General features: G+C 71.2%; 3 protein-coding genes. 2 read left to right on the forward strand and 1 reads right to left on the reverse strand.

Annotated elements, in window-relative coordinates; genetic code table 11:
* Positions 1 to 2,571: glycoside hydrolase family 48 protein (locus CWIS_RS14670; RefSeq protein WP_197080862.1), on the reverse strand; the 2,571-nt coding region annotated here is incomplete at its 3' end.
* Between the two features lie 317 nt (positions 2,572 to 2,888).
* Here CWIS_RS14670 and CWIS_RS17805 point away from each other — a divergent pair.
* On the forward strand, positions 2,889 to 3,413 hold the full coding sequence (locus tag CWIS_RS17805; protein WP_053071769.1) for a peptidoglycan-binding protein: 525 nt from the start codon (positions 2,889 to 2,891) through the stop codon (positions 3,411 to 3,413).
* A 99-nt stretch (positions 3,414 to 3,512) separates the two neighbouring features.
* The coding region (locus CWIS_RS14680) for an NUDIX domain-containing protein (protein ID WP_048344090.1) at positions 3,513 to 3,995 on the forward strand (483 nt) is incomplete at its 3' end.

Genomic DNA, 3,995 nt, shown 5'->3' on the forward strand with positions numbered 1-3,995 from the left:
CGTGCCGGCGGTCAGGCCGGTGTCGGAGTACGTCGTGCCGGTCGAGGAGCCGACGAGCGTCGTGCCGCGGTAGACGTCGTAGCCCGTCACGGCGACGTTGTCGGTCGACGCCGTCCAGGACAGCGCCACGGAGGTCTCCGTGACCGTGCCCGCCGTCAGGCCCGTGGGCACGCTGGGTGCCTGCGTGTCGACGACCGTGCCCGTCTCCGTGGTGACCGCCAGGGCCGAGGAGGCCGACGAGATGTTCCCCGCCGCGTCCTTGGCCCGCACCGTGTACGAGTACGTGGTGCCGGCGGCCAGGCCGGTGTCGGCGTACGACGTCGTGGTCGAGGAGCCGACCTTCGTCGTGCCGCGGTAGATGTCGTAGCCCGTCACGCCGACGTTGTCGGTCGAGGCGGTCCACGAGATCGTCGCCGACGTGCTGGTGACACCGCTCGCCGTCAGGCCGGTGGGGGCCGTCGGGGCCTGCGTGTCGCCGGGCGTGGTGCCCTCGTCGAACAGGCGCGAGTAGTCCGCGAGCGCCGCCGCGATGGCCGTCTGCGACCAGAAGCGGTGGTAGGTGAACGTCGGGGCGACGCCCGTGCTGAGCGCGGTCTGGACCTTCGACCAGGCCGGGTCCTTCTTGTAGAAGGACCGGATGTCCAGGAACGAGACGCCCGGCTTGATCACGTCGCCGTTGGGCATCGTGCCGGTCCAGCCCGACGGGATGTAGATGCCGTCGCCGCCGGCCACGTACGCGTCGTCGAACCGCTTGTAGTCCTCACGGGTCTCCGGTGCGGACACGCCCAGCGGGTCCTGGTTGTTGGCCCAGATCGCGTCGAGCAGCGCCTTGGCCTTGTCACGCGCCGCGGTGTTGCCGGACTTGGCGGCGTAGAACAGCAGGGCACGGGCGGTGTCGCCGGCGACGCCGACGTCCTGGCCGTAGTCCTTGACCGTGACCGTCAGGCCGGGGTTGCCGGTGGGCGCCGAGGCGTTCCACGTGTCGGGCTTGCCGGTCCAGACGAGCGTGCTCGGGACCTTCCAGTTCGCGCCGTCCGTCGAGATGTTCGCGACGACCCAGGGGACCCACTTGTCGAGGATCGCCTTGGCCTGCGGGTTGCCCGACGCGTAGTAGAGCTCGGCGACGCGCTGCACGCCCCACGCCTGCATGCCGAACCACTGGTTCGACGGCGGGTCGTTGTAGACGGGCGCCTCGGTGTAGCCCATGCCGTAGAACGTGGGCGTGCCCGCCGGCGGCGTCGCGTACGCACCGTTCCACGAGTTGGTCGCGCCACCGGCGATGCCGCCGTTCGACGCCTGCAGCCAGGTGTAGAACTCGAGCTGACGCGTGAGCGACTTGCTCCAGTCGTCCTTGGCGGTCGCCGACTTCGGCGTGAGCGCCGCGTCGGTCGACAGGGCCCAGGCCGCGAGCGGGTTCTGGTAGCCGAAGTGCGCGTGCGACGAACCGATGCGCCAGGCCCAGCCGGAGCTCGTGTCGGTCGCGCCGCCCCACGCCATGTACCAGGACAGCAGGTAGTGCGCGCTCTCCCGGTTGGAGCCGGCCGCGCAGCTGGGCGAGGTGCAGCCGATGGTCTTGAAGTACTTGTCGAACAGCGTGTAGCGCAGGTAGTCGCCGAGCTTGGCGGCCTTGGCCACCGTCGCCGCGACGGCGGACTGCTTGCCCTGCGCGGTCGCCCACTGGTTGGCCCAGTAGACGGCCTCGATGGCACGCGCGTCGGCGTCGGAGGCCGACGTGTACTTCCACTGCTTGGCGTACGCCGAGTCACCCGTGAACAGGTCGAGGTACCCGTTCTTGCCGCCGTACTTGAACTCCTCGCAGCTCGGCTGCGGGACGGTCTCCCAGACGGACTCCTGCTGGCCGCGCTGGAAGGTGTTGATGAAGGACGTGCCGGTCGCGGTCGGGCCCAGCTCACAGCCCGCACCCGGCGTCACGCCGAAGCCGTAGACGTTGTCGACGTCCGCGAGCCAGTGCATCTGGTAGATGTCGGAGGTGCCGTAGGTGGACTTCAGCTCGTTGGCGAGCGGGTCCTTGCCCACGCTCACGCCGCTCGACAGCTGCGCCGGGTAGCCGCTCGGGTGGGCGTACTCGGAGGCGTACGTCGCCGGCGAGTTGGGGTTGTAGAAGGAGTTCGTCGGCTGGTCCACCGACTGGGGGATCATGTACTTCTCCATGGTCTCCCAGGCATGGTTCAGCGGCGCCCAGTCCTCGGTGACCTGTCCGTACAGGGCCTCGAGCCAGATCCAGTAGGAGTACGCCTCGGACGTCGTCTCGTGGCCGTAGTCGGGTGCCTCGACGATGAGGGTCTCGACGGAGTGGTACGGGATGCCCTGAGCGGAGAAGTAGCCGTTCGCGGGGTCCTTGATCTTGTCGTACTGCGCGAGGAAGCGCTGCGCGTAGTCACCGTCCACGGCGGCGCGCACGGGCGACGCGGCCGGGACGGACAACGTGGACGGCAGGGAGCCTCCACCGGTCGCGGCGGAGGCTGGGGTGATCCCGGCCGCCAGGAGAGACGACACGCTGAGGGCGGCCAGGGCCACCCAGGCGTGTCGCCGTCGGGTCGAATGGGACATCGTCCGTACCTTTCTGGCTGGTGGGCGAGCCCGGCGCTGCGACGCAGGACGCCCGCCGCACCCGCGGGCTGACGCGGGGCGGTGGTGGAGGTGCACTGATCCCGGGTGCGGCGGACGGGCGCGGGGCGTCGATGCCGAGCGGCCGTGGACGACGGTCGGGACGCGTTCACCATCGCGAGCGGCGGAAGAGCCGTAAAGCACTCGAATCGATTAACGTGGGAGCGCGACCACCGGTCTGACCCGTGCCACGCGTACCCCTGTGCCAGGTTGTCCGAGGCACCGATACGTGCCGTCGGACGAGACCCTGGAGGACGTACATGAAGCTCGCTGGACGACTCGCACTGACCGTCGCCGTCGCGGCACTGACCGTGGGCCTCGGGGGTGTCCCGGCGACGGCGACGCCCGGAGGCAGCGGCTACGTGGACGGGGACGGCGGCGCCGCGACGAACGACTGGGCCGGCGAGGGCGTCGTCAACCAGTCCACGAGCGCCCGCAGCGCGGCAGCCGGCCTGTGGCAGGCGTTCCTGTTCTCGCAGGGCTACCTCGGCTCGTGGGACGACGTCGACTGCTCGTTCGGCCCGAACACCGCGAGCGCGACCCGCAGGTTCCAGGCGGACCGCGGCCTCACGGTCGACGGCTCGGCCGGCCCGCAGAGCTTCGGTGCGGCCGACAACGCCCTGCGCCTGGCACCCGACGGCGCCTACGACCAGGTGCTGGCCGGCACGGGCAGCCGCACGGTCTCCTACCTGCGGGTGACCAACAACATCTACGCGTTCCAGTACCAGGCGACCAAGGGTGCGTGGCTCTACGCCTCGTACGCGAACCGCTCGTCGCTGTGCTGACGGCTCGGCCCTGACCCGCTCGGTGCCTGCGGGTGCGGCGTCGCGATCACGCGTCGCGGTGCCGCACCCGCAGCGGCATGCTGGCGCGTGGGAGGCGGCATGGGAGCGCGCAGCGCGGGGCTGGTGGTCTACCGGCGGGACGACGACGGCGTCCGCGTGCTCCTGGCGCACATGGGCGGCCCGTTCTGGGCTCGTCGCGAGCGGGCGTGGTCGATCCCGAAGGGCGTGATCGAGTCCGGCGAGGAGCCGCACGACGCGGCGCTGCGCGAGTACGCCGAGGAGCTCGGGTTCGCACCGCCCGAGCCGCTGCGCGCCGACGAGCCGCTGGGCGAGGTGCGGCAGTCGGGCGGCAAGATCGTCGAGGCCTGGGCCCGCGAGGGCGTGGTCCAGGTGGACGCGCTCCTCGGGTCCGACGAGGCCGGCGGGACCACGGTGACCGGGGCGACGGCGACGATCCCGTGGCCGCCGCGCTCGGGCCGCACGCTGGTGGTGCCCGAGGTCGACCGCGTCGCATGGGTCGGTCTCGACGACGCGCGCCGGCTGGTCGTGGCGGCGCAGGAGGCGTTCCTCGACCGGCTCCTC

It is taken from the genome of Cellulomonas sp. A375-1 (assembly GCF_001040865.1).
Lineage (GTDB): Bacteria > Actinomycetota > Actinomycetes > Actinomycetales > Cellulomonadaceae > Cellulomonas > Cellulomonas gelida.

Excerpts from the sequence above, each read along its gene's own strand:
- CWIS_RS17805 (WP_053071769.1), top strand. The coding sequence starts at position 2,889 with ATGAAGCTCGCTGGACGACTCGCACTGACCGTCGCCGTCGCGGCACTG.